Annotated in this window: 22 protein-coding genes and 1 riboswitch; of the genes, 12 read left to right on the top strand and 10 right to left on the bottom strand. The window is 73.5% G+C overall.

Annotated features, from left to right (window positions below; all coding sequences use genetic code 11):
• Positions 1–69 precede the first annotated feature (69 nt).
• The 4 genes from EV386_RS01775 (at position 70) to EV386_RS01790 (ending at position 2,356) form a co-directional block, all read left to right on the top strand.
• A complete protein-coding gene (locus tag EV386_RS01775) occupies positions 70–780 on the top strand; it encodes a TetR/AcrR family transcriptional regulator (RefSeq protein ID WP_130411778.1) in 711 nt (236 codons plus the stop codon).
• A gap of 102 nt (positions 781–882) precedes the next feature.
• Positions 883–956: riboswitch (Fluoride riboswitch) on the top strand.
• Between the two features lie 43 nt (positions 957–999).
• Positions 1,000–1,542, top strand: coding sequence for a universal stress protein (locus EV386_RS01780; RefSeq protein ID WP_242607786.1), 543 nt, complete (start codon positions 1,000–1,002; stop codon positions 1,540–1,542).
• On the top strand, positions 1,533–1,994 hold the full coding sequence (locus EV386_RS01785; protein ID WP_242607787.1) for a fluoride efflux transporter FluC: 462 nt from the start codon (positions 1,533–1,535) through the stop codon (positions 1,992–1,994). Before EV386_RS01780 ends, EV386_RS01785 begins: the two co-directional genes overlap by 10 nt.
• Positions 1,991–2,356, top strand: coding sequence for a fluoride efflux transporter FluC (locus EV386_RS01790; protein WP_207216445.1), 366 nt, complete (start codon positions 1,991–1,993; stop codon positions 2,354–2,356). The genes EV386_RS01785 and EV386_RS01790 overlap by 4 nt, the downstream gene beginning before the upstream one ends.
• 88 nt (positions 2,357–2,444) lie before the next feature.
• On the opposite strand, the gene EV386_RS01795 is transcribed toward EV386_RS01790, so the two are convergent.
• The gene (locus EV386_RS01795) at positions 2,445–2,786 is read right to left on the bottom strand and encodes a hypothetical protein (protein WP_130411782.1); all 342 of its coding nucleotides are present in this window, start codon (positions 2,784–2,786) and stop codon (positions 2,445–2,447) included.
• A gap of 66 nt (positions 2,787–2,852) precedes the next feature.
• On the opposite strand from EV386_RS01795, the gene EV386_RS01800 reads away from it, so the two are divergent.
• Together EV386_RS01800 and EV386_RS01805 are read left to right on the top strand one after the other, a co-directional pair.
• On the top strand, positions 2,853–3,155 hold the full coding sequence (locus tag EV386_RS01800; protein ID WP_130411784.1) for a DUF2510 domain-containing protein: 303 nt from the start codon (positions 2,853–2,855) through the stop codon (positions 3,153–3,155).
• Positions 3,156–3,280: 125 nt separating this feature from the next.
• Positions 3,281–4,084 carry a siderophore-interacting protein gene (locus EV386_RS01805; protein WP_130411786.1) on the top strand — a complete coding sequence of 268 codons (804 nt, stop codon included), beginning with the start codon at positions 3,281–3,283 and terminating at the stop codon, positions 4,082–4,084.
• Positions 4,085–4,133: 49 nt separating this feature from the next.
• On the opposite strand, the gene EV386_RS01810 is transcribed toward EV386_RS01805, so the two are convergent.
• The 6 genes from EV386_RS01810 to EV386_RS01835 all read right to left on the bottom strand — a co-directional run bounded on the left by EV386_RS01810 (position 4,134) and on the right by EV386_RS01835 (position 8,791).
• Positions 4,134–4,601, bottom strand: a complete 468-nt coding sequence (locus EV386_RS01810; protein WP_130411788.1) for a hypothetical protein — start codon at positions 4,599–4,601, stop codon at positions 4,134–4,136.
• A 132-nt stretch (positions 4,602–4,733) separates the two neighbouring features.
• Positions 4,734–5,024, bottom strand: coding sequence for a DUF1540 domain-containing protein (locus EV386_RS01815; RefSeq protein ID WP_130411790.1), 291 nt, complete (start codon positions 5,022–5,024; stop codon positions 4,734–4,736).
• Positions 5,025–5,189: 165 nt separating this feature from the next.
• Positions 5,190–5,441, bottom strand: coding sequence for a hypothetical protein (locus EV386_RS01820; protein WP_130411792.1), 252 nt, complete (start codon positions 5,439–5,441; stop codon positions 5,190–5,192).
• A complete protein-coding gene (gene feoB / locus EV386_RS01825) occupies positions 5,438–7,438 on the bottom strand; it encodes a ferrous iron transport protein B (protein ID WP_130411794.1) in 2,001 nt (666 codons plus the stop codon). Before feoB ends, EV386_RS01820 begins: the two co-directional genes overlap by 4 nt.
• Positions 7,435–7,659 (bottom strand): FeoA family protein, encoded by a 225-nt coding sequence (locus EV386_RS01830; protein WP_130411796.1) that lies wholly within the window; start codon positions 7,657–7,659, stop codon positions 7,435–7,437. Before EV386_RS01830 ends, feoB begins: the two co-directional genes overlap by 4 nt.
• Positions 7,660–7,843: 184 nt before the next feature.
• Positions 7,844–8,791, bottom strand: a complete 948-nt coding sequence (locus EV386_RS01835) for an FKBP-type peptidyl-prolyl cis-trans isomerase (protein ID WP_130411798.1) — start codon at positions 8,789–8,791, stop codon at positions 7,844–7,846.
• Positions 8,792–8,876: 85 nt separating this feature from the next.
• On the opposite strand from EV386_RS01835, the gene EV386_RS01840 reads away from it, so the two are divergent.
• From EV386_RS01840 to EV386_RS01850, 3 genes are read left to right on the top strand one after another with little or no spacing between them, the layout of a single operon-like run.
• Positions 8,877–9,176, top strand: a complete 300-nt coding sequence (locus EV386_RS01840; protein WP_130411800.1) for a hypothetical protein — start codon at positions 8,877–8,879, stop codon at positions 9,174–9,176.
• Positions 9,177–9,207: 31 nt separating this feature from the next.
• A complete protein-coding gene (locus tag EV386_RS01845) occupies positions 9,208–9,957 on the top strand; it encodes an alpha/beta hydrolase (protein ID WP_130411802.1) in 750 nt (249 codons plus the stop codon).
• A gap of 37 nt (positions 9,958–9,994) precedes the next feature.
• Positions 9,995–10,795, top strand: coding sequence for an alpha/beta fold hydrolase (locus EV386_RS01850; protein ID WP_130411804.1), 801 nt, complete (start codon positions 9,995–9,997; stop codon positions 10,793–10,795).
• A gap of 77 nt (positions 10,796–10,872) precedes the next feature.
• Here the strand turns inward: EV386_RS01850 and EV386_RS01855 are convergent, their stop codons facing one another.
• A complete protein-coding gene (locus tag EV386_RS01855; protein ID WP_242607788.1) occupies positions 10,873–12,270 on the bottom strand; it encodes a coiled-coil domain-containing protein in 1,398 nt (465 codons plus the stop codon).
• Positions 12,271–12,594: 324 nt separating this feature from the next.
• Between EV386_RS01855 and EV386_RS01860 the strand changes: the two genes are divergently transcribed.
• Genes EV386_RS01860 through EV386_RS01870 form a run of 3 tightly spaced genes read left to right on the top strand, consistent with a single transcriptional unit; the run spans position 12,595 to position 15,942 of the window.
• A complete protein-coding gene (locus EV386_RS01860; RefSeq protein ID WP_130411806.1) occupies positions 12,595–13,956 on the top strand; it encodes a hypothetical protein in 1,362 nt (453 codons plus the stop codon).
• Positions 13,953–14,987, top strand: a complete 1,035-nt coding sequence (locus EV386_RS01865; RefSeq protein ID WP_130411808.1) for a DUF8094 domain-containing protein — start codon at positions 13,953–13,955, stop codon at positions 14,985–14,987. The genes EV386_RS01860 and EV386_RS01865 overlap by 4 nt, the downstream gene beginning before the upstream one ends.
• Positions 14,988–15,000: 13 nt before the next feature.
• Positions 15,001–15,942: a tetratricopeptide repeat protein gene (locus EV386_RS01870; protein WP_130411810.1), complete on the top strand. Its 942-nt coding sequence runs from the start codon at positions 15,001–15,003 to the stop codon at positions 15,940–15,942.
• Between the two features lie 63 nt (positions 15,943–16,005).
• On the opposite strand, the gene glgB is transcribed toward EV386_RS01870, so the two are convergent.
• Both glgB and EV386_RS01880 read right to left on the bottom strand, forming a co-directional pair.
• On the bottom strand, positions 16,006–18,237 hold the full coding sequence (gene glgB / locus EV386_RS01875; RefSeq protein ID WP_130411812.1) for a 1,4-alpha-glucan branching protein GlgB: 2,232 nt from the start codon (positions 18,235–18,237) through the stop codon (positions 16,006–16,008).
• A gap of 111 nt (positions 18,238–18,348) precedes the next feature.
• On the bottom strand, positions 18,349–19,851 hold the full coding sequence (locus tag EV386_RS01880) for an NCS2 family permease (protein WP_165399805.1): 1,503 nt from the start codon (positions 19,849–19,851) through the stop codon (positions 18,349–18,351).
• Between the last annotated feature and the right edge of the window lie 87 nt (positions 19,852–19,938).

Raw genomic sequence — 19,938 nt, forward strand, 5'->3', positions numbered from 1 at the left:
AGTATCGAACGGTGTTTGATACTCTAGAACGGTGTTCGACTCCTGCCAAGCTGTGATGGGATGGAGCCCATGACCTCGCCCGCCGCCGCCCCGTCGCCGTCGGCCGCGCGATCGGACGGCCGCCGTCGAGCCGCCCTGTCCCTCGACGCGATCCTCACCGAGGCGATCGCCCTGCTCGACGCGGACGGTGAGGCCGCTCTCACCTTCCGCGCGCTGGCCGCTCGCCTCGGCGGTGGGGTGGCGAGCATCTACTGGTACGTCGAGACCAAAGACGACCTGCTCGCCAAGGCGGCCGACCGCACGCTCGAATCCGTCCTCGAGGCGACCGCGGGCTTCACCTCGGCGCCCGACCCCGTCGACGACTTGCGCGAGATCGCCACCGCGTTCTACCGCGCGCTCGACGCGCGCCCGTGGCTCGCCCAGTTCTTCATGCGCGACACCGGCGGGCAGCCGAACGCCACCCGCTTCTACGAGCACCTCGGCCAGCAGGTGCTACGACTGGGGCTGACGCCCCGGCAGAGCCTCGACGCCGTCTCGGCGATTCTCGGGTTCACCATCGGCACCGCAGCCGACCTCGGCCGGCGCGGTGGCGCCGAGCGCGGGGAGCGCGACGCCGAACGGGTGGCGACGGCGGCGGCCGTGTGGCGTGAGCTGCCGAGCGACGAATACCCGTTTGTCGCCTACATCGTCGAGGAGTTCGCGCGCCACGACGACGCGGAGCAGGTTCGCGCCGGCCTCAACCTGCTCCTCGCCGGGCTCCGGCTCCAGGCGTCCGGCTGACGCTGGCCCGATGGCGTCGTCATGATGGCCTGGGCCGCTCCCGGCGGTTGAGCCTGTCGAGCCCACCCCGCAGGTGGCGCCAGACGACCCCGCGAGCGGTAACCTGGCCCCGGCGATGGATCCCGCCAGGGCCGCAGGCCCGAACCGCCGTACCGGCTGATGGCTCCTGACTCGACGCACGATGTCGGGCAGGGGTCTGCCCGCGGAACGGAGACGCCGGTGGCCGACCACCCGCAGCCCGCCGTCGACCGGATGGTCGAGCCCGTGGGGCACGCCATCGTGGCGGGAGTCGCGCCCGGACAGGACGAGCTCGTCCCCCTCACCGCCGTCGCCTGGGCGCGTGCCGTGCGCGCCCCGATGGTCCACTTCGCCTACGCGGACGTGTCCCGGTACGCCGTCGAGGAGCATCCGGATGGGACGGTGACCCACGCGCCGATCGACCCCGACACGGCTGACGTCGACTGGCAGCAGACGGCGGCGGGTCTGCGCTCCCATCTGGAGCGGGTGCTGGCTGGCGCCGACGTGCCGTGGCGGTTCGTCTACCTCGCGGGCCGGCCCGACCGCGCGTTGACCCACCTGGCGCGGGCTGTCGACGCCGCGGCGATCGTGGTGGGCACGCGCGCCCCCGGCGGCGCCGGGCGCCTGCGCGAGGCGATCGAGGGGTCGGTGGCCGTGCACCTGGCCCAACACCAGCACCGCCCCGTGCTCACGGTGCCGTTGAGTGTCGTGGACTGGAAGGAGACGCGGGCGCCGTGGCAGTGACGCGAGGAGGCGCGAGCACGCTGGCCTCCGCGGGCCTGGTCGCGCTCGGGGGCTGCGTGGGCGTGGCCGCGCGGTACGGGTTGGAGGAGCGGTTCCCCGCGTCGCCTGGCGCGTGGCCGTGGACGACGTTCTGGATCAACGTCGTCGGGTCGCTCCTGCTCGGGGCGCTGCTGGAGACCCTGTTGCGGACCGGGCCCGACGACGGCTGGCGGCGCACGGCGCGCCTGGGCTGCGGCACCGGGGTCATGGGCGGGTTCACCACCTACAGCACCTTCGCCGTCGAGACGGTGCGGCTGGCCGAGGGCGGGCAGGTGTGGCTGGGCGTCGGCTACGCGCTCGCGAGCGTCGCCCTCGGGATCCTGGCCGCCGTCGTCGGCATCGGCGTGGCGGCGGGCCTCTGGCGGCGGGCGACCGGCATGCAAGCCCCGAGCCGGGCAGGAGGCCACGCATGATCACGGCCCTGCTGGTGCTCGCCGGCGGCCTGGGCGCCGCCGCCCGCTTCCTGGCCGACACCGCGATCGCTCGCCACAACCGCCTGTCGCTGCCCGTGGGCACCTTCGCGGTCAATCTGTCGGCGTGCCTCCTGCTCGGGCTGCTGACGGGATGGGCGTTGGCGCACCCCGGGCACGACGGGGTTCGCGCGGTGCTCGGGGTCGGGTTCCTCGGCGGGTACTCGACCTTCAGCACGGCGAGCGTCGAGGCCGCGCGGCTCGCGTTGGCTGGGCGCAGCCTCGTCGCGCTCGTGCATCCGGCGCTGATGGCAGTCGCCTGCCTGGCCGCCGCCGCCCTCGGGATCGGTCTGGTCGCGGGCTGATCCCTGGCCGCCCCAGCGGACCCGGCGCGGCTCGGCGACCGGCTGGCTCGCGACGCCGCCGCCCCGCACGAGCCCGCGTACGCGGGTGTCAGCGGAGCCGGTCGTGCAGCGCCCACGCGGCCGCGGCGGACGTCGCCGCCGCGGTGAGCACCGCGGGCCACGCCCCGATCCGCTTCGCCAGGGGGTGCGACAGCCCAAACGCGGCCAGGTACGTGGCGACGAGCGTCGTCGTCGTCGCCGGTCCGCAGTCCTTGGCCCATTGCCTGCCCGCGGCGACGCCTGCCGCCGCCAGCACGAGCCCAGCGAGCGGGCGTCGGTGGGTGGCGCGCCCAACGGCGAACCCGCCAACCAGTCCGGCGGCGACGACCGGGGCGGTGGGGAGCGGCGCGGAGGTGTGAGCGGGGGATGTGGCGGGAGTCGCGGTGGGCATGCGGCGACCGTACCGTGGCGATCGGGCCGAGTGCTCGAGGCGAGGACGCGGGGCGAGGAGGCGACGATGGCCCGCAGGGGCCAGCCCTATGTGACGGTGACCGTCCGCACACAGAAGCAGGCCGAGAGGCTCGTGCGCGCGGGGTGGGAGGTGGTGGCGCAGTCCGGCAGAGAGAGTTGGGTCTGGGGCTCGGACCTACAGATCACGCTGCGGCGGCCGAACCCACGGTTCCGTGGCGCGGCGCCATCGAGCGCGCACTCGCACACCGGGATCGTGGTGGGCTGGTTCCCGGATCAGCGGGGCGAGCCTGGTGTGGCCTGGTACTGGGACGGCACGGCGTGGGCGCAGCGGCGAGCGAAACTTAGGTAAGGCTTCCCTGGGTGCCGCGCGGTCGGCTACGCTGCGGCGCGTCGCACCGATGCGGCCGGGCGCTGAGCCCGCCACGCAGACCCGCGCCGCGACAGCCCGAGACCACCCAGAGAGGGAAGCCACCCGTGTCGTACAAGGACGCTCGCAAGGTCACCGGCCTCTACCAGGCCGAGGTGGTGCGCGCTGAGCGGATCAGCCCGCACCTGGTCCGCGTCACGGTGGGCGGTGACGGGGTGGCGCGGATGCCGCGGCGCGGGTTCGACCACTGGGTCCGCCTCTTCCTGCCCACCGCGGGCGAGCAGACGGCGTGGGACAAGTTGCCCGAGCGGTTCGGGGTGGGCGGCTATCTCAGGTACCTCGCGAGCGCGTCCGGGACCCGCCCGGTCCTGCGCGCGTACACGGTGCGCGAGCACCGCCCGGAGATCGGCGAGCTTGACATCGACTTCGTCGCCCACGGCGACGACGGCGTCGCGGGGCCCTGGGCGCAGCGGGCCCAGCCGGGGGAGCGGGTCGCGTTGCTCGACCAGGGCGTGGGGTTCGACCCCGCGCCCGGGGCCGACTTCCACCTGCTGGTGGGCGACGAGTCCGCGATGCCGGCCATCTGCGGGATTCTGCGCGACCTGCCCCACGACGCTCGGGGTCTGGCGATCGTCGAGATCCCCGATGAGGCCGACGCGCAGAAGGTCGACGCGCCGACGGGGGTCGAGGTGCGCTGGCTGCCGCGCGCCGACCCGCACGCCCGGCCGGGGCGGCTCGCGTTGGCCGAGCTCACGCAGTTCGTCCCCCAGGACCCGCAGCGGCTCGCGGCGCATCTGATCGGCGAGCAGGCGCTGCCCACCGAGGGCCGCCGCCACCTGGTCTCGCTGGGGGCGCCGAAGCGCAACATCACCTTTATCGGCTACTGGCGCCACGGCAAGGCCGCGGCCTGAGCCAGACGGCGACCGGGGGCCCGCCTCGGGCGCGTTGCCGCCGTCAGGCTCAGTCGCGGTGCAGATGCACGGGGGTGCGGTCCAGGCGCATCGCCAGGTCGTCGCACGCCGCGTCGACCGCGGGATTGCCCGAGTAGCCGACCCACATCGCGATGATCTGGCCGGCGTCGAGGGCGTCCTCGGTGGCCCACTCGTCGGCCCAGGCGGTCAGCGCACGGGCGAGCGGCTCGCCCGGGTTCGCGCCGTCGGCCCGCGGGCGCCGCTCCAGCAGCGTGAGCGACATGCCCTCGGGCAGCACGCTCGGCAGCAGGGCGCGCGCGCTCGCCGCCTCGCCGGCGCCGACCTCAAGGTAGATCTGCCCGTAGACGCAGTGCACGGCGTGGTCGAGGACCTGCCTGATCTGGGGCAGGTCGTCGGCGCTTCCTGCGAGCAGGACCTGCGGACCGCCGGTGTGCGTCATGGCATTCCACTCCTCGTGCGCGGGCGCCGTCACGCGGCGCCGGAAGAGCGCCGTCAACATGGTGAGGCGAGCCTTACCTAAGCATGCCGGGAGGGGTGGGGGCAAGAGCTGGGCGATTCCGGACACCGACGCACGAGCGCCCGGCGCCGCGGACCGAAGGGTCGCGCGGGGCCGGGCGCCGGCGTTCGCTCAGACGGCGAAGGTCAGGCAGTCGGCGGTCGCGTCGCTCGATCCGGCGCCCACGCGGATGGCCTCGGCGGAGCACTCCAGGTTGTCGTTGAACCGGCACTCCAGGCGCTGGCAGGCGCCGACGTGCGCGAGCACCGACGCCAGACCGCCCTTGGCGTCGAGCGGGATGAAGGTGGCGCACGCCGCGCCGCCGATGGTGACCGCCGCGGCGTGGCAGCCGGAGTCGTGGTTGAAGCCGCAGCCTGCGACCGTGCACTCGGCGACGGACGGCATCTCCTGCAGGGTGGTCATGGTCTCGCTCCTTGGGGCCGGGTCCGCGGTGCGTGCCGACCCTCGTCGACGGTCGCGGACAGGTGTCAGTGTGCGCAGCAGGGTCCGGGCGCGCAGCGCGCTGGCACGCAGAGATTTGCGCACGCCACCGTTGCCCAAATGCCGGGCCGACCTGCGCCGACGCGCTCAGCGGCTGAAGGGGCACCCGCCGCACGCGGGGCCAGCGGCGGTCACGCCGCGCCCGCCCACCACCGCCTGAGCGGGGCCGCAGCCGGAGCACCCGAGGGTGAGGTCGCCTGCGGGCGTGACGAGGCCGAGGCGCACCCAGTGGTCGAGCGCGGCCTGAGCGAGGCCGTCGTCGACCCCGAGGTACGACCCCAGGCGATCGGTCGAGACCCCGCTGCGGACCGCGTCGAGCACGCGGACGAGCACGCTCACCAGATCAGCCTGCCGACCTGGAAGACGAGCGCCGCCAGCGCCCAGGCGACCGCGAGCTGGACGGCGACCGCCGAGAAGGTCCACTTCGCGCCGAACACCCGCTTCTGCTCGCCAACCGTCGCCAGACACGGGGTATAGGCGAGCACGAAGACCATGAACGCGAGCGCGGCGGCCACGCCGTGCCCGCCCGACGACGCCTCGAGCGTGTCGCGCAGATGCGCGCCCAGGGCTCCGGCGGGGGCGCCCTCCTCGGGCTCGTCGACGGCGTAGGACTGGGCGAGCGCTCCGACGACGACCTCCTTGGCGACGAACCCGGTGGTCAGGGCGGCCGAGATATGCCAGTCGTCGAGCCCGGCGGGAGCCAGGACGGGGGCGATGCCGTCGGCCAGGCGCCCGTACGCCGAGTCGTGGATCGGCACGTCGGCGACCTGGTGCCCGCCGGTGACGGGGATCGCGGTCAGGATCCACACGACCACGAGCGTGCCGGCGATGATGCCGCCCGCGCTCTTGACGAATGACACGACCCGGGTCCAGGCCGACATGACCAGCACCCTCAGGCGCGGGCGCTGGTAGGCGGGTAGTGCGATGGCCAGGGCCCGACCCTGCTTGAGGTCGCGGAACAGCGTCGAGCGCAGCGCGAGCCCGCCAAGCACCACCAGCAGCGCGGACAGCACGTACATGGCGAAGACCACGGTGCCCGCGTTGTCGGGGAAGAACACCCCGGCGACCAGCACGAACACGACCAGGCGCGCGGGGCACGAGGTGAATGGGACGAGCAACCCGGTCAGCAGACGGCGTCGCGCGTCGGGCATGGTCCGGGTGGCGGTCATCGCCGGCACGTTGCAGCCGAAGCCCACGACCAGCGGCACCATGGCGCGCCCGTCGAGGCCGATGGTCCGCAGGGCGCGGTCGGCGACGAACGCCGCCCGGGCGAGGTAGCCCGAGTCCTCCAGCACGCCGATCGCGACGAAGATCAGCGCGAGCAGCGGCACGAACGACAGCACGGTGCCCACGCCGGCGAGCACGCCGTCGACCGCGAGCCCGTGGACCCACGCGGGACCAGGCAGCCAGCCGCCGAGCCAGTCGGCCACGGGTCCGTCGAAGAACCCGCTGACCCCGTCGATCAGCGGGGCGGCGACGACCGTCGTGAGCTGGAAGACGGCCCACATGACCGCGAGGAAGACCGGGATGCCGGCGGCCGGGTGCAGCAGCACGCGGTCCACCCGGTCCGAGAGGGTGCGCACCGCGCGCTGCTGGGCGTGCGAGGGGTGCGCCGCCGCCAGGACCCGCTCGACCCAGTCGAACCGGGCGATCTCGGCGTCCAACACGGCGTCGAGATCGTCGGGCCCGGCCTGCGCGCCGCGGTCGGCGGCGCAGCAGTCACAGTCGGGCTCGCACGAGTCCGAGGCGCAGCACGGGCAGGTGTCTCCGTCGATCGCCTCGGCCACCACCCGCGTCAGCTCGCTCAGACCCTTGCCGGAGCGGGGGTCGATGCCGACCACGCGGACACCGGCCGCCAGCGCGAGCGCCGACAGGTCGGGGCGCACCTGCCGCCCGGAGGCGACGTCGAGCATGCACACGGCCGCGACGACGGTGGCGCCCGAGTCGATGACCTGCTTGAGCACCGCGAGTGAGCGGGCCAGCGCCGTGGCGTCGAGCAGCACCAGCGCGACGTCTGGGACGGGCAGCGACCCGGCCCCGGCCAGCGCGTCGGCGGTGATCTGCTCGTCGGGGGAGTGGGCGACCAGCGAGTAGGTGCCCGGCAGGTCGATCAGCGCGACCTTGGCGTCGGTCGCCTTGCTCAGCGAGCGCCACGTGCCGGTCTGTAGCTCGACCGTGGTGCCGGGCGCGTTCATCACGGCCTGGCGCGCGCCGGTCAGGGCGTTGAACAGCGTCGACTTGCCCACGTTCGGGTTGCCCACCAGCGCGACCGTGACCAGCGACTTGCCGACCGGCGCCTCGAGCGTGACCGCGCCGGACGGGCTGTGGCAGCTCATGAGCCCACCTCGACCTCGATGCGGGCGCAGGTCGCGGCGTCGAGCGCGACCCGGTCGGCGCCGAGCGCGAGCACGCACGCGCCGAAGGGACTGCGGTTGACCACTTCGACGACGGCGCCCTCGCGGACGCCGAGGTTGCGCAGTCGGAGCCGGTCGTCGTCGATCAGGCCCACGGTTCGCACGACGGCGAGCCGGTCCGTGGGACACGCGCGAAGGTCCATGCCACTGACGGTACGACCGAGGTAAGCCTGGCCTAAACGGTCAAAGGTCCTTTTGTTGGAAATCCAAGGAAACGGCGCGAGAGCCTGGCGCTGCGTGATCGACGGGTGACGCGCAACAGCACAGGGCGCCCGCCACGGTCCGTGGACCGGGCGGGCGCCCTGTGCTGTAGGAGGCGGACTGGACTCAGAACGCCTGGAGGATGTCGACGACGAAGATGAGCGTCGCGCCGCCCGGGATCGAACCCTGGCCCGCGTCGCCGTAGCCCAGCGAGGCGGGGATGACGAGCAGCACCTGGGAGCCGACCGTCTGGCCGGCCAGGCCCTGCGTCCAGCCCGGGATCACCTGCTGCAGCGAGAAGGTCGCCGGCACGTTGCGGTCCCAGGAGGAGTCGAACTGCGTGCCGTCCGTCAGCCAGCCCGTGTAGTGCACCGTGAGCGACTGCTCCGCGGTCACCTCGGCGCCCGACCCCTTGATGAGCGGCTGCACCACCAGGTCGTCAGACGGCTCGAAGCCCTCGGGGATGGCGATCGACGGCTTGCCGTTGTCGTCCAGCGTCACCGTCGGCAGGCCCGCCGCGGGCGTCACGGGCTCGCCCTGCGCGCGCCACTCGCCGACGCTCGCCACCTCGAGCAGCATGACGGTGGTCGTCGTCTCGCCGTCCTCGCCGGCGCTGGGGTTCGCGACCAGCGCGCGCGCGCCGACGTGCGTGCCCTCCAGCACGTCGTTGATCACGCCGAGGTTCGGGTCGCCCAGTGTGACGGCCTCGGACGTGTTGTTGCCCTCCTGCCACGTCGAGCCCACGCGCTCGCCGCTCGCGTCGAAGAACACGTAGTGCAGGTCGACCCTCGCTCCGTCGGTCAGAGCGTCTCCCGTGCCGTCCGACACCAGGCGGGTCGTGGGGACCGAGACCGACAGCGGCGCGTCGAACGCGAGGGTGGGCTCGGAGCCAGGGTCGCCCTCGACCCGGACCCCGGCGAGGGCGGCGACGTCCTGGGCGGTCGGCGTGGCTTCGTCGGCGGCGGGCGTCGAGGTCGACGAGGCCGCGGTGTCGTCGTCCGACGAGCAGCCCGTCAGGGCCAGGGCGGCGGCGAGCGCGAGCGCGGCGGCGCCAGCGGAGAGGCGGAGGTTCACGGAGAGGGTTCCTTCGGTCGGAGTCGCGGGCCATGCTAACGGCCGAACCCGAACGCCCCGTGGAGAGTTCGGCGAGAATGGGGGCATGCCATCGTCCCGTCGCTCATCCCGGCGCCCGTATGGCGCGCAGCACGTGCCCGTCGACCTGGACCGCGCGCTCGGCGGAGTGCGCCACGTGTCGGCCGACGACGGCGAGTGGACCGTCCGCGCGGTCAAGGGCGGGGACAAGACGTACCGGTGCCCGGGGTGCCAGCAGGAGATCGCGCCGGGTACGGCGCACGTCGTGGCCTGGGCGCGCGACGCGATCGGCGGCGAGTCCGCGGGGCTCGACTCCCGCCGCCACTGGCACCGCTCATGCTGGGCGCGGCGCTCGCGGCTGCGCTGAGCCGCCAGATTCGGCCGCTAGGCTCACCGATGTGTCGCAACCGATCCGTTCGCTGACCGTCCTGCCCGCGCTGCGCGAGGACATCGAACTGCACACGGCCGACGGTCTGACGCTTGTGGGCGAGCTGGCGCTGCCGGCCGAGGTGGAGCCCGCAGCCACGCTCGTCACCTTCCACCCGCTGCCCACGCACGGTGGCTTCATGGACTCCCACGTCCTGCGCAAGGCCGCCTGGCGCCTGCCCGCGCTGGCGGACCTGGCGGTGCTGCGCTTCAACACGCGCGGCACGTCGTCACCGCGCGGCACGTCGCAGGGCGCGTTCGACGGCGGCGTCGGCGAGCGCTACGACGTCGAGGCCGCCTACGAGTACGCGCAGTTCCACGGACTGCCGCGCCGGTGGGCCGTGGGCTGGTCGTTCGGCACCGAGCTCGTGCTCAAGTACGGCGCCGATCCGAGCGTCGAGGGTGCGATCCTGCTCTCGCCTCCGCTGCACCGGGCGAGCGACGCCGATCTGGACCGCTGGGCGCAGTTCGGTCGGCCGCTCACGGTGCTCGTCCCCGAGCACGACGACTACCTCAAGCCTGACGAGGCCCGGCGTCGGTTCGCCCGCGTGCCGCAGGCCGAGGTGATCGCAGTCGACGGCGCGCGGCACCTGTGGGTGGGTGAGCCCGCGGTGCGGCGTGTGCTGGACGAGATAGTGACTCACGTGCGCCCTGGCCAGGCGCCTTTGCCGCTGACGTGGGACGGTGAAACCAGCATTTTGCCGGCCGCCGCCGACGCCTGAGAACTCGAACCGGATACCGACCCGACGGAGGGCGATGATGACCCCGCTGCCGACCCTGGCCCTGCATGAGCTTCACGACGGCGGTGGTGTGCCCATCGTGTTGATACACGCGTTCCCGCTGGACCACCGGGTCTGGAGCGCGGCCGCCGCCGCACTTCCGGTCAACCTGCGCGCCGTCGGGGTCGACATGCCCGGGCAGGGGTACAGCGAGTCCGGCAACATCGCCGCGAGGATGGACCTCGTCGCGGACGCGGTCTATCAGACGCTCCAGCACGCCGGCATCGCCAACGCGGTCGTGGTCGGCCTGTCGATGGGCGGGTATGCGGCGCTCGCGCTCGCCGACCGGCATCCCGGGTTCGTCTCCGGCCTCGGCCTCGTCGACACCAAGTCGACGGCGGACGCGCCCACGGCACGGGCCAACCGGCTGCGCATCGCGCACGAGATGGAGATGGGCCAGACGCTCCAGCCCGTGCTCGCGCTGCCCGCGCAGCTCCTCGGCGAGACGAGCCTGCGCGAGCGGCGTCAACTGCTGCCCACACTCGACGCCTGGGTGCACTCGCAGGCGCCCCGGGGCCTGGCCTGGGCCTTGCGCACCATGGCGGGGCGGCCCGACCGCACGCATGTGCTCCAACGGTTCGCCGGGCCCGTGTCGGTCATCGTCGGCGCGGAGGACACCGTGACGCCGCTCAGCGACGCGGAGCACATGGCGCACGCCGCCGCCGACGGCGCGCTCACCGTGATTCCCGCGGCCGGGCACCTGAGCCCGCTTGAGGACCCGCGCAGCGTGGCGGCGGCGCTGGCGCTGCTGCACCGCCGGGTGGTGCGCCGCCACCGATAGGGCCGTGCCGCGATCAGGCCGTGCCGCGATCAGGCCGTGCGGCGTCGCACCCACGCGACGCCGCCTCAGCGGTCTGGTCAGGCGTCCGCGGTCTGAGCGTCGGCGTCCGCGGCGCCCTCGGTTGTCGCCGCGGTCTGCGTGGCCGCGGCGCGCGCGGCCTGGGCCGGGGTGTTGCCCGTCGAGCGCGGCTTCTTGCGCGCCTCGGGCTGGGCCGGCGCGTCGGCGGGCGGCTGGGGCGGCGCGTCGTCATGCTCACCGCGCTCGGCCCCGAGCAGGCCGCGCAGCTCGTCCAGGTAGGTGTTGATCGACTCCTGCTTGCGTGACAGGTCCTCGAACTGACGTTGGGCCGCGTTGCGGTGGGCCTCGGCCTCGGTGCGGGCGTCGCTGACCGTCTGGTCGGCGAACGCGCGCGCCTCGGCGACGATGCGGTCAGCGGTGCGGCGCGACTCGCTCACGAGGTCCTTGACGTACTGGTCGGACTCGGTGCGCACCTTCTCGGCCTGCTGGAGGGCGACGGCGACACGCTTCTCGGCCTCGGCGGCGTGCTCCTCGGCGGTGCGCACGAGCCGATCGGTCTCCGCCTTGGCGGCTTCGTGCCGCTCGGCCGCCTCGCGCTCGACCTGCTCGCGGCGCTGGGCGACCTCGAGCTCGGCGTCCGCGAGCGTGCGACGGGCCGCTTCGCGCAGCTCCTCGATCTCGCTCGCGGCGGTGTGCGCCGCCTCGGTGGCCTGGTGCTTGGCCTCCGCGATGATCCGGGCCGCCTCGCGGCGCGTCGACTCCAGCAGGGTGTTGGCCTCGGCCTCGGCCTCCTGGCGCAGCGTGGCGGCGTCGGCGGCGGCCTGGGCGCGCAGCTGGGAGACGTCGCGCTCGGTCGCGAGCCGCAGTTCGGTGACCTCCCGCTCGGTCGTCGAGCGCAGCACGCCGAGCTCGCGCTCCAGGCTGGCGCGACGCTCGGACTCCTCGGTCTGGATGGTGCTCGCGATGAGCGCGGCCTCGCGCTCGGCCGAGCCGACGAGCTCCTCGGCGCGGCGCTGGGCGGCCAGCAGCGTGCCCTCGGCCTCGGCCCCCGTCGTCGTGCGGATCTCCTCGGCCTCTCGGCGGGCCGAGGCGAGCATCTCGGAGACCTCGGCCTCGGCGCGGGCGCGCACCTGGCCGGCCGAGAGCTTGGCGCGGGCCATGACGTCCGAGGACTGCTGGTTCGCCTGGGTCAGCACGTCGGCCGACTGCTCCTCGGCCGAGCGCAACAACTGCTCGATGCGTGAGCCGAGCCCCGAGTAGGACGGACGGTCCTGCTCACGCAGCTGGCGCTGGGCCTCGGCGAGCTCGGACTGCAGCTGCATCGCCCGCGTGTCGGAGCCCTCGACCTGGCGCCGCGCCTCGTCAAGGGCCTGCTCGAGGCGTGCCAGCTGGTTCTCGACCTGCGCACGGTCATAACCGCGCATGGTGATCGGGAAGAGCGTGCGCTCGTCGGACACGGCGGGACCTCCGGAGAGAGTGGGTAAGGGCAGACGCTCGCGCCAGGATAGTGGTCGTGGGGGTCGATCGGCACCGCGAGGCTCAGGCCAAACCTGCCGAATTCGGGCGAAGCGCCTGGTGGGGGGCACTCGTCGCGAACGCGGCGGCCCGTGGTGGGCGGCTGATGGGCGGCTGGCGGGCGGTCTCGCCGGGTGAAGGAGTCGTGCAGATCTCGGCGTCGTGCGGGATGAAGGTCATGCTCCCGCGCGCGCCAGGCGCGTCAGCGCCCCGGCTTCCGTATCCTGGGATGTCGTTCGTGCGGGCCAATCGGAAGGAACCCCTCGGTGCTGCGTAGATTGCTCGGGATCGCCCTGATCGTCCTGGGCCTGGCTGCCGCGGGCCTGGGGGTTGCCTCGGCCACGATCTGGCGCGAGTCGGACTCGGTGGTCGCGACTGCCACGCCCCAGGGCGACGGCACGCTGGTCGTGACCGACCCGGGCGTGCTCGAGCTCGTCGGCGCCGACGTGACGGTCGCGGCGACGGTCCCGGGCGACGGCACGGTGACGCTGGCGATCGGCCGCGACGTCGACGTCGACGGCTGGGTCGGGATCGACCACTACACCCGTGTGACGGGGCTGAGCGACTGGACGACGCTCGCGACGTCGAGCGTGACGCCCGAGGCGCCGGAGCCCGAGGAGGGCCAGGAGCCTGAGGCCCTGACCCCCGGCGCCGACCCCGCGGGCAGCGACATGTGGGTCGTCCAGGCGACCGGCGAGGGCTCGGCCACGTTGCGCTGGGACGACCGTCCCGGACGCTGGTCGCTCCTGGCGGCGGGGGTCGGCGAGGACGCGACGGCCCCGACGATCGAGCTGACGTGGCCGCGCGTGGTGACGGCGCCGTGGCTGTGGCCCGGCGTCGCGGGCGGCGGTGTGCTGGTGCTGGGCGGCCTCGCACTGCTGTTGCTGGGTCGCCGCGGGCGGCCGGCCGCGGAGGGTCCGGACGCGCCGTCCGGGGGCTCCGGCGACGCTGAGGTCCGCCCGCTCGCCCCGGGCCGTGGTGACGCGTGGCGCGCGACGACGGCGGCCTCGACCGCCGTCGGGCCCGACGTCGCCGCGGCGCCGCCTGGCGCCGCACCCGCCCCGAAGTCCGACGCGACCCCTGCGGGCGCGGGTGACACCGGCCGCGCCGGGAGTGATGCCGCGAAGTCCGGTCAGGACCCGGAGCGGGCCGACAAGCCCGCGGCGCTCAGCCGCCGCAGCCGCCGACGCGCAACCGCCGCCGCGGCCGCCGCCGCAGGAGCGGGTGAGTCGAGCCAGGCCGCGCCGACCGCCCCCCGCGCCGACCAGTCGACGCAGCCCGAGTCCGCCCCCGCGGCGCCGGACGCCGCCGCGGCGCAGACGCCCGGGGACGGCGCCGCCCCGGTCACGGGGTCGATGCCCCGGCTGACCCGGCGTGAGCTGCGCGAGCGCGAGGAGGCGCGCAAGGCCGCCGAGCAGACCGGGATCACCGGTCGGCTGCGCGCCCTGACGGGGGCGATCCCCACCGTCCGGGCCGCAAGCCCGGCGCCCGCCGAGCCCAAGCCCGACGCGCCGCCTACGCGCGCGAGCCGTTCGCAGGCCTGGCGACAGGCGTGGGGCTTTGACCCTGACGCGACCGATCAGCGCGACGAATCCGCAGACCAGGACACCGAAGGGGGCACCCGATGACCACGACCTTCCGCACGCGCGGCACGCGGTGGGCCGCCCTGGGCGGCCTGCTCGCCGCGGCCCTGACGCTGGGCGGCTGCGCGCCGGCGATCCCGACCCCGGCGCCCGACGCCGCGTCCGTGAGCCCCGCGCTCTCGGTGGACCGCAACACCCAGGTGCTCGAGGCGATGAACGCCGCGCTGGCCGAGGCGGGCGAGTCGCTCGACCCGAGCACGCTCGAGGGGCGGGTGACCGGACCGGCGCTCGCGCTGCGCACCAGCCAACTTCAGGTCGCGCAGATCCGCCAGAACTCGGACCTCGTCACCGTCCTGCCGACGCAGTACAAGCAGATCATCCTGCCGCTGACCGACACCTGGCCGCGCACGACGTTCGCGATCACCGAGCCCACCGACGAGCTGCAGCCGCCGCGCCTGATCGCGCTGACGCAGGACGCGCCGCGCGCCCCGTTCAAGCTCTGGGGCTGGGTCCAGCTGCGTCCCGGCGTGACCATGCCGGCGTTCGCCGACCCCAAACTGGGCAGCGAGCTGCTCGCCCCCGACGACGCGTCGCTGGCCGTCACGCCACAGGACGTCGTGGCGCAGTACGCCGACCTGCTCACGACCGGTGACCAGTCCGCGTTCGTGGACACGTTCGAGCCCGCCGAGGAGGACCCGTTCCGGGTGCTGCTCAAGTCGACCGCCGAACGCCAGCTCCAGGAGCTGGAGCCGGACAACGACCTCGTGCGCGGCACCTACACGTTCACCTCCACGCCCAACCCCGACGCCGTGATCCAGACGGTGCGCACCGCCGACGGCGGAGCGATGGTCCTGGCCTCGCTCAACGGCTCGGAGCATATGGAGGCGGTCGAGGGCGCCGTCCTCGCACCCTCGACCAAGACGGCGCAGGCCCTGCTGGAGGGCCAAGAGCTGACCAACAAGCTGACCGCCGGGTTCATGGACATGGTGGCGCTTTTCGTGCCCCCGGCGGGCTCGGATCAGCGGGTCAAACTGCTCGGGTACTCGCACGTGCAGACCTCGGCCTCGGTGGGCTGACAAGATAGCGCTCATGAGCACCACTCCTGAGCCCGCGTTCTCCGTACGCGGCGCCGTCGACCTGTCCGCGCTCCAGCGCCCGCAGTCGCCGCCACCGGGGGAGCCCGGCGGCGCACCCGCCGCAGGCGGGTACGTGCTCGACCTGACCGAGGAGTCGTTCCCGCAGGTCGTGCAGAGTTCGGCGACGTACCCCGTCATCGTGCTGCTGTGGATCCCGACCGACCAGGCCAACGCCGAGCTCGGCGCGCTGCTCGGCCGGCTCGCCGACGAGTACGCGGGCAGGTTCCTGCTCGCGCGCGTCGACGCGCAGGCCTACCCGCAGATCGCGGCCGCGTTCCGGGTCGAGGGCGTGCCGACGGTCGTCGCCGTCCTCCAAGGCCAGCCGCTGCCGCTGTTCGCGGGCGGTGCGGCCGAGGACCAGGTGCGCGCCGTGCTCGACCAGGTGCTGCAGGCCGCCGAGCAGAACGGGGTCACCGGTCGGGCGCCCGCGCAGGGTTCCGAGCCCGACGACGAGGAGCCGCAGGAGGAGGCCGAGCCCGAGTTGCCGCCGCTGCACCAGGAGGCGTACGACGCGATCGAGCGCGGCGACTACGAGGCGGCCATCGCCGCCTACGAGAAGGCGTTGCGCCAGGACCCCAAGGACACGCTCGCGACAGCGGGCCTGGCCCAGGTGCGGCTCCTGCTGCGCACGCACGACGCCAACCTCCAGGCGGTGCGCGCGGCCGCGGCGCAGGCGCCGGGCGACGTCGAGGCACAGCTCGCCGTGGCCGACCTGGACATGCTCGGCGGCAAGGTGACCGACGCGTTCGATCGACTGCTGGAGCTGCTGCCGGGCGCCGACGCGGACGCCAAGGAGAGCGTGCGCGTGCGCCTGGTCGAGTACTTCGAGATCGTCGGTCCGAGCGACCCGCGCGTGGCCAGGGCCCGTCAGCGCCTGGCGATCAGTCTGTACTGAGGCCTCTCGGGGGCGCGCCCGCTGACCCCGCGGGCGCGCCCCCGAGGTCAGCGGGCGCGCGGCTCAGCCCTCCGGGGTCAGGATCAAGGCGCCCAGCGGGGGCACGCGCACCGAGGCCGAGTGCGATCGGCCGTGCCACGGGACCGGCTCGGCCTGGACCGCGCCGAGGTTGCCCACGCCCGAGCCGCCGTAGATCTCGGCGTCGGTGTTGAAGGCCTCGCGCCAGGTGCCGCCGAAGGGAAGCGCGAGCCGGTAGCCCTCGTGCGGCACCCCCGCGAAGTTGACCACGACGGCGACGGGCTTGCCCGCGGCGTCCTTGCGCAGGTAGGCGAGCGTGTTGTTGTCGGCGTCGTTGGAGTCGATCCACTCGAAGCCGTCAGGAGTGAAGTCCCGCTCCCACAGCGACGGGGTCGCCTTGTACAGGGCGTTGAGGTCGCGGACCATGCGCTGGATCGCGGCGTGCGACGGGTTGTCGAGCAGCCACCAGTCGAGGCCGACGCCCTCGCTCCACTCGGCGTCCTGCCCGAACTCCGAGCCCATGAACAGCAGTTGCTTGCCCGGGTGGGTCCACATGTAGGCGAGGAACGCGCGCACGCCCGCGAGCTGCTGCCAGCGGTCGCCCGGCATCTTGCGCAGCAGCGAGCCCTTGCCGTGCACGACCTCGTCGTGGCTGATGGGCAGCACGTACTGCTCCGAGAAGGCGTAGATGAGCGAGAAGGTCAGCTCGCCGTGGTGGTAGCGGCGGTACATCGGGTTCTCCTCGATGTAGCGCAGCGAGTCGTTCATCCAGCCCATGTTCCACTTGAGGCCGAACCCGAGGCCGCCGTGCGACGTCGGGGCGGTGACGCCGGGGAACGCCGTCGACTCCTCGGCGATCATCATGACGCCGGGGGAGCGGCGGTAGGCCGTCGCGTTGGCCTCCTGCAGGAACGAGATGGCCTCGAGGTTCTCGCGTCCGCCGAACTGGTTGGGCGCCCACTCGCCGTCGTTGCGCGAGTAGTCGAGGTAGAGCATCGAGGCGACGGCGTCGACGCGCAGCGCGTCGACGTGGAACTCCTCGAACCAGAAGGTCGCGTTGGCGACCAGGAAGTTGCGCACCTCGCGGCGGCCGAAGTCGAACACGTAGGTGCCCCAGTCGGGCTGCTCGCCGCGGCGGGGGTCCGGGTGCTCGTACAGGGGCGTGCCGTCGAAGCGGGCCAGCGCCCAGTCGTCCTTGGGGAAGTGCGCGGGCACCCAGTCGACGATGACGCCGACGCCGGCCTGGTGGAGCCGGTCGATGAGGTGGCGCAGGTCGTCGGGGTGGCCGAAGCGCGACGTCGGCGCGTAGTACGACGTGACCTGGTAGCCCCAGGACCCGCCGAACGGGTGCTCGGCGACCGGCATGAACTCCACGTGCGTGAAGCCCTGCTGGACGACGTAGGCGGTGAGCTGGTCGGCCAGCTCGCGGTAGCCGAGTCCGGGCCGCCACGACCCCAGGTGGACCTCGTAGACGCTGACGGGGCCCGAGTGCGGGTCGCGCGTGGCGCGCGCCGTCATCCAGTCCAGGTCGTCCCACTCATGCGTGGAGTGCACGACGACCGACGCCGTCGCGGGCGGCACCTCGGTGCCCTTGGCCATGGGGTCGGCCTTGGCTCGCCAGTGGCCGTCGGCGCCGAGGATCTCGTACTTGTAGCGGGCGCCCTCGCCGACGCCCGGGACGAAGATCTCCCACACGCCGGTCGAGCCGAGCGAGCGCATCGGGTGCACGGGCGTCCAGCGGTTGTGGTCGCCGACCAGGCGCACAGCGCGCGCGTTGGGCGCCCACACCGCGAAGCCCGTGCCCTCGGCGTCGCCGAGCGCGCTGGGGAAGCGGCGCGGGTTGGCGCCGAGCGCCTGCCACAGCTCCTCGTGCCGGCCCTCGCCGATCAGGTGCAGGTCGACCGCGCCCAGCGTCGGCAGGAACCGGTACGGGTCGTCGGCGTTCTGCGCGTCGGCGCCGTAGCGCGTGCGCACGCGGTAGTCGGGCGCGTGGGCGTGGCCCTCGTCGTCGAGCGGCGCGGGCACGACCGCCTCCCACACGCCTGCGGCCTCGTGGTGTGCGCTGTACTCGCCGTCGCCGGTCACGACGACGACCTCATCGGCCAGGGGGCGCAGCGCACGCACGACGGCCCAGGCGGCGCCGTCGGGGCCGATCGCCATCAGGTGCGCGCCGAGCACGGCATGCGGGTCGTGGGTGTGCCCCTGCGCGACGGCGGTGAACACCGCCGGGTCGACGCTGGGCGCGAGAGGGGGCGTGCTGGCAGGGCCGGTCGTCATGTGGCCAACCTTTCCATGTGAGGACGGGCGATGCGCACCGCAGGCCAGGTGCGCCCGGGCGCTCGGCGCTGACCGTGTTCTCCCCGGGGCGCCGAACGCTGTCGCGGGAGGTCAGACGAGGAACTGGAGCACGAACAGCGCGCCGATGGTGGCGGCCGGCCAGCTGATCTCGCGCCAGCGCCCGGTGGCGAGCTTGAGCACGACGCAGGAGATCAGCGCGAACGCGATGCCGTTGGCGATCGAGAACGTCAGGGGCATGATCGCGATCGCCAGGAACGCGGGGACCGCCTCGGTCAGATCATGGAAGTCGACCTGCTTGACCTGCGACATCATGAGGCAGCCGACCATGATGAGCGCCGGGCCGGTGGCCACCAGCGGGATGAGCGGCACGAACGGCGCGGCCACGAGCGCGAGCACGAACATGCCTGAGGTGACCAGCGCGGTCAGGCCGGTGCGACCGCCCTCGTTGATGCCGGACGCCGAGGAGACGACGGTGGCGGTCGAGGAGGATCCGAGCAGCGCGCCGCCCGCGGTGCCGATGGCGTCGGACAGCAGGCCTCGCTCAAGCCCGACGACGTGTCCGTCGCGGTCGACCATGCCGGCCGCTGAGGCGACGCCGAAGATCGTGCCGAGCGAGTCGAGGGCGTTGACCAGGCAGTGCGCGAGCACCATGGCGAGCACGACGGCCAGGACGTGGCCGAGGCTGCCGAGATTGAGGAACGAGCCGACGTCGAGGCCGAACAGCGAGTACTGGGCGAAATCCGAGAACTGGCGGCCGAGGTCGAACGAGAAGCTCTCCGGCAGCGCGGTCTGGCCCGTGGCGTACGCGAGCGCCGTGGTGGCGAAGATGCCGATGAGGATCGCGCCCTTGACCTTGCGCGCGTGCAGCACCGCCATGAGGAGGAAGCCGGCGACGGCGAGCACGGCGCCGAGCACCTGCGCGCGGACCGCGGCGTCCTGGTGGCCCCAGTCCGAGAAGTTGACCAGCGTGACGAAGGTGCCGCCGCTGGCGACGACGACGCCCGACTGCCGCAGGCCCAACAGTGTGATGAACAGGCCGATGCCGGCTCCGAGCGCGACCTTGATGTTGCGCGGGATGCCGTCGATGATCGCCTGCCGCACGCCTGTGGCCGACAGCAGCACGAACAGCAGGCCCGAGGCGAAGACGAGCGCCAGCGCCATCTGGAAGACCTGCACGTCGGTGAGCGTGGCTGGGGCGGCGAGCACGCCGATGGCGGGCATGACGGTGAACGCGAGGTAGGAGCCCAGGCCCATGCCGGGCGCTTGGACGAACGGCAGGTTCGCGAGGAACGCCATGAGCAGCGAGCCGAGGATCGAGCTGAGCACCGCGGCGATGTAGACGGCGTTGACGATGCCCGGGTTGGGGCCGTCGGCGCCCACCGCCATCGCGGCGCCGCCGGCCATCATGCCGGGGATCGCCAGGACGGTGAAGACCGAGGCGAAGAAGGTCGTCAGTCCGGCCATGACCTCGACGCGCACGGTGGTGCGGTTCTCGGAGAGGCGGAAGACCCGATCGAGGAGCGGTGCGTCGTGAGGGGTCTTCGGGGCGGGAGGGGCGGGGGTTGCGTTTTTATACGTGGTTGGCGCAGACACGACGAGAATTGTCGCGACATGGTGGTTTGTTGACGCGTGTTTGGCGTGATCGACGCCAGGTTTCGGCATGCGGGGGCGTGGCCCCCG

Source organism: Xylanimonas ulmi (assembly GCF_004216535.1).
In the GTDB taxonomy this organism is placed as follows: Bacteria; Actinomycetota; Actinomycetes; order Actinomycetales; family Cellulomonadaceae; genus Xylanimonas; species Xylanimonas ulmi.